This window comes from uncultured Pseudoflavonifractor sp. (assembly GCA_904419835.1).
Classification (GTDB): domain Bacteria; phylum Bacillota; class Clostridia; order Oscillospirales; family Oscillospiraceae; genus Pseudoflavonifractor.
Map to the genome: position 1 here is coordinate 1 of CAJFTA010000094.1, position 4,373 is coordinate 4,373.

4 protein-coding genes are annotated in these 4,373 nt (G+C 58.8%); 1 reads left to right on the forward strand and 3 read right to left on the reverse strand.

Features of this window, described 5'->3' with window-relative positions:
• Window positions 1-30 precede the first annotated feature (30 nt).
• On the reverse strand, window positions 31-834 hold the full coding sequence (locus tag QZY67_RS11575; RefSeq protein WP_295370463.1) for a hypothetical protein: 804 nt from the start codon (window positions 832-834) through the stop codon (window positions 31-33).
• Window positions 835-1,154: 320 nt separating this feature from the next.
• On the opposite strand from QZY67_RS11575, the gene QZY67_RS11580 reads away from it, so the two are divergent.
• The gene (locus QZY67_RS11580) at window positions 1,155-2,435 is read left to right on the forward strand and encodes a hydrolase (RefSeq protein ID WP_295370465.1); all 1,281 of its coding nucleotides are present in this window, start codon (window positions 1,155-1,157) and stop codon (window positions 2,433-2,435) included.
• Between the two features lie 340 nt (window positions 2,436-2,775).
• Here the strand turns inward: QZY67_RS11580 and QZY67_RS11585 are convergent, their stop codons facing one another.
• A complete protein-coding gene (locus QZY67_RS11585) occupies window positions 2,776-3,237 on the reverse strand; it encodes a CD1247 N-terminal domain-containing protein (RefSeq protein WP_295370467.1) in 462 nt (153 codons plus the stop codon).
• Window positions 3,238-3,596: 359 nt separating this feature from the next.
• Complete coding sequence (efp, locus tag QZY67_RS11590) at window positions 3,597-4,160, reverse strand: elongation factor P (RefSeq protein ID WP_294531935.1); 564 nt, start codon at window positions 4,158-4,160, stop codon at window positions 3,597-3,599.
• Between the last annotated feature and the right edge of the window lie 213 nt (window positions 4,161-4,373).

A 4,373-nucleotide genomic window follows, 5' to 3' on the forward strand; every position in this document is an offset into this window, starting at 1 on the left:
GTTCGCTGCCGGGCCTCTCTCTTGAACTCTTTACATGAGCTTCACGGTGTAGTAGACGGCCATGATCAGCGCCCATGCGGCGGGCACCGCATAGTATACCATCTCGCCCACTCCGGTCCCGATAACCATAGACGCAATCAGGACCAGCGCCATCAGCACACAGCTGACATAGATGAGGATATAGTTGGCGGCCTTAGGCAGGAGCTCTATCCGCTTCCCCTTCAGGTTCAGCGCGCCCTTACCCCGCTGGGCGGCGGCGGCCACAGCGGCCACCACAACCAGCACCGCCAGCATCAGAGCCATGGCCGCGTAGGTCCGCAGGCCGCCGCTGCTGGTGAACCGGACGTAAATGCCCAGCACGCCGGCGGCGCAGGTCAGCGCCACGGCAAAGAACTCCAGCTGATAGATATAGTATACAAAGGCCAGCACCGCAAACACTACGTTGGCAAAAATCAGGAACTCCACGCCGGTGGCGTTAAACTGCCATACCACGGCGCTGTATATGCCCAGCAGAATCAGGAACACGCCCAGTGCCCAGAGGAACACGCCCTGCTTTCCCTTTTTCCACCGGCTGTACGCCAGCGCAAGGACCGCCGCTCCGGCGATGATGCCCGCGAAGGTGATGACCTTCAGCGCTGCGGCAATGGCCACCGCCAGGTTGATACCGAAGTCATCCACGGTAAAGTTAATATAATATTTCTGCGTCATCAGCAGCAGGAACTCCAGCACCACCGCTCCCACAATCCAGTAGAGAACCTTGGTAAGCGCAACGTCCTCCTGCCGCTGCTTCTCTGCCTTCAGCCGCTGCTTTTCCAGCTTTTCACTGCTATTCATCTATCCATCTCCTATGGAAATTCTCCTGCGCCGCCGGCAGGTGCGAAGAATCAATCCTCTGTATTTTACCAGAAACTGCCCCGCTTTGCAACTAGAAAAACCATCCTGACGCCTGTTTGAAAAAATTTCGTCTTTTTCCTCCGTGATAAAACTTTTTTCTGCGCTCCTCCGTCAATTCTTCACTCGCCTGAAGAAATCTGAAAAATTTTTAAGGATTTGTAACCCCTTTGTTATCTACTTTTCCGCTTTTTTGTCGTATGATAGTGATTACTGACAAGGCACAATACACAGAGAACCATCTTGCAGGAGGAACGCTTTCTATGAGAACAAACCTGACCCGATTTCTCGCCCTGGGGCTGGCTCTGGCCCTGATGCTGCCCCTGGCCGCCTGTCAATCCGCCGGCGGCGGTAGCCAGTCCCCGGTGCCCTCCCCCACCCAGAGCGAGGCGCAGCCCGCCGCCACGCCCACCCCCACGCCGACGCCCGAGCCCGTGGACCCCTACGACGCAGTGCGCAACTACTGGAGTGAGGACCAGCTCACCCAGACCTGGGGTCCCAACCAGCCGGTGGAGCACCTGTTCTTCCACCCGGTCATCGCCTATCCGGAGTATACCTTCTCCAGCGCCATCTCCGAGAAGCGTCAGGCCGGCCTGGACGACTGGATGGTGACGGTGGACGAGTTCAAAAAGATCATCCAGAACGTCTACGACAAGGGCTACATCCTGGTGAACATGGGGGATGTGTGGAGCGAGGTCGTCGACGAAAACGGCGTGGCCCGGATGCAGCGCAACACCCTGATGCTCCCCGAGGGCAAGAAGCCTCTCATCATCTCCTTTGACGACGTGAACTACTACCAGTACATGCTGGAGGAGGGCTTTACCTCCAAGCTGGTGCTGGGGGACGACGGCCAGATCTGGGCCGAGACCCGTGATCCCTTCACCGGCGAGGTCTCTCTCACCCAGGACCTGGACGCCACTCCCATCCTGGACAACTTCGTCCTGGAGCACCCCGACTTCTCCCTCAACGGCGCCAAGGCCATCTACTCCCTCACCGGCTATGAGGGCATCTTCGGCTACCGCACCCAGAATGATATCGACATTGCCGCCGACGACCCGGCCCGCCCCGCCTTTGACGCCAAGCGCGCCGCTGAGATTGAGGCGGTGAAGCCCATCATTGCGCGGCTGAAGGAGACCGGCTGGACCTTCGGCTCTCACACCTGGGGTCACATCCGCCTGGATATGGACGACATGGCCTGGATTCAGCGAGACACTGTCCGCTGGGCGGAGGAGGTTGGCAGCCTGGTGGGCCCCACCAACATCCTCTTCTATCCCCACGGCGCCCGCCCCGACGGCGGCGACTGGCACCAGACCGGCCCCACCTTCCAGTATCTCCAGAGCCAGGGCTTCCGCATCTTTGCCAGCGTGGGCATCAACTCCTTCTCCTATATCAAAGATGACATCTCCGCCGTCATCTGCGACCGGCTCCACCCCGACGGAACCACCCTCCGCTGGGCCCGCAGCCGCTACCTCCAGTTCTACGACGCCCAGGACATCATCGACCTGACCGTCCGCCCCGACCTGGGCTACGATTTCAGCCGTTAAATTACAGCGGGGCCTGCCTCACGGCAGGCCCCGCTCAGCGTGTCGAAAAATCTCCCAGAAGGGGAAGCCTCGCAGAGTTCCGTCATCCGCAGATGACGGAATCAAACGAAAATCCGTCATTTTCGGGGACATGCGCCTCGAAAATGACCCTTCTCATGAAATTTTTGCCGACAATTTCATCAGAAATCGAGGTGAAAATTTCATGAAGACTCCTTCGAAAAAGTGGCTTCCGCCACTTTTTCGAAAGCCTAAGCGGGGCCTGCCGTGAGGCAGGCCCCGCTGCTCTCTTGCTGCCGCGCAAAAAAGCCCGGAGCGGTCCGCTCCGGGCTTTTGCCGTCTGTTATTCCTCGCCGTCGTGGTGGTGGTCATGGCCGCAGCCACAGCCGCAGCCGTCCTCCTCGCAGTCGCCCACGTCAATGGCAAACTTGCTCTTGCAGCTGGGGCACTCCACGGTGCCGGCCTCCAGCACGTCCTCGTCGATGACCAGCTCCTCGCCGCAGTTGGGGCACTCGACCTCAAAGAAGTCGTCGTCCTCACAGCAGTCGCACTCGTCCTCGTCGTCGTCATCCTCGTCGTCCTCGTCGTAGACAACCTTCTCCACGTCGGAGAGATCGTCGGAAATGGCGTCGATCTCCTCGCCCATGGCCTCCATGTTGTCCTCCATGTCCTCGATGGACAGGCCGACCTCTTCCAGGATGCCGATCATCACGCTGATGAGCTTGCCCTCCTTGGACTCCTCGGTGTCCAGCTTCATGCCCTCGGCCAGGCCCTTCAGGTACGCGACCTTCTCAGAAATCGTCATGTTAATCTCCTTTCACACTCATCCTTTTGGGACCGTTCGAAAGTGGATCGTTCATCGTGCCCTCCCGTGCGGCACGCTGCCGCCGGGCACAGTTCAGGCTTTGCAGTGCGCTTCAAATGCTCACTGCCGCCTCTGAACTCAGGCCTTGCAGCGCTCCAGGTACTCGCCGGTGCGGGTGCCCCGTCCAAATTAAAATTTGTCCGGGTTCCCTTTTCCAGCTTCCGCGGGCGGAGTAAATCCGCCCTGCGGCAAGATTTTGCCGCATGCAAAATGCTTGTACGCGCTGCCGCGCGCCCCGCCGTGCGGGGCCCCTCGACACCCGCGCGGGAACCGGCCTTTCCCTTTGGTGCCGCCTGAACTCAGGCCTTGCAGCGCTCCAGGTACTCGCCGGTGCGGGTGTCGATCTTGATGCGGTCGCCGGGGTTGATGAACAGGGGCACCTTGATCTCCGTGCCGGTCTCCAGGGTGGCGGGCTTGGTCACGTTGGTGGCGGTGTCGCCGCGGAAGCCGGGATCGGTCTCGGTGACCTCCAGCTCCACGAACGTGGGGGGCTCCACGGAGAAGATCTTGCCCTTGTAGGAGTTGATTTTGCAGGACATGTTCTCCTTCACAAAGCGGAAGTTGTCGCCCAGCACGTGGCCGTCGATGGGCACCAGATCATAGGTCTCGGGGTCCATGAAGTAGTAGAGATCGCCGTCGTTATAGCTGTACTCCATATCCTTGCGCTCCACGAAGGCCTCCTCGAACTTGGCGGTGGGGTTGAAGGAGGTCTCGGTGACGCTGCCGGTGATGACGTTCTTCATCTTGGTGCGGACAAAGGCCGCGCCCTTGCCGGGCTTCACGTGCTGGAACTCGACCACCTGCATAACCTGGCCGTCCATCTCAAAGGTCATGCCGTTACGAAAATCGCTTGCACTAATCATGGGTATCGTCCTCCAAAAATTGGTGTCTTGTGGGGGTTCACATATAATCAAGTCATTTTACCGTATTCTGCCCGCTTTTGCAAGAGCTTTTCCCCTCTGCGGGCAGAATTTTAAGTGTAGGAGTACAATACATGTTGGACAAATGAATAAAAAAGGATGAAGGATACGGCCTCATCGGTTATAGTTGGAGTTGCAGACAACAACTGTACGAGA

Bases quoted from the DNA above. Each gene is read 5' to 3' on its own strand.
- QZY67_RS11575 (WP_295370463.1), bottom strand. From the start codon at position 834: ATGAATAGCAGTGAAAAGCTGGAAAAGCAGCGGCTGAAGGCAGAGAAG.
- QZY67_RS11580 (WP_295370465.1), top strand. From the start codon at position 1,155: ATGAGAACAAACCTGACCCGATTTCTCGCCCTGGGGCTGGCTCTGGCC.
- QZY67_RS11585 (WP_295370467.1), bottom strand. From the start codon at position 3,237: ATGACGATTTCTGAGAAGGTCGCGTACCTGAAGGGCCTGGCCGAGGGC.
- efp (WP_294531935.1), bottom strand. From the start codon at position 4,160: ATGATTAGTGCAAGCGATTTTCGTAACGGCATGACCTTTGAGATGGAC.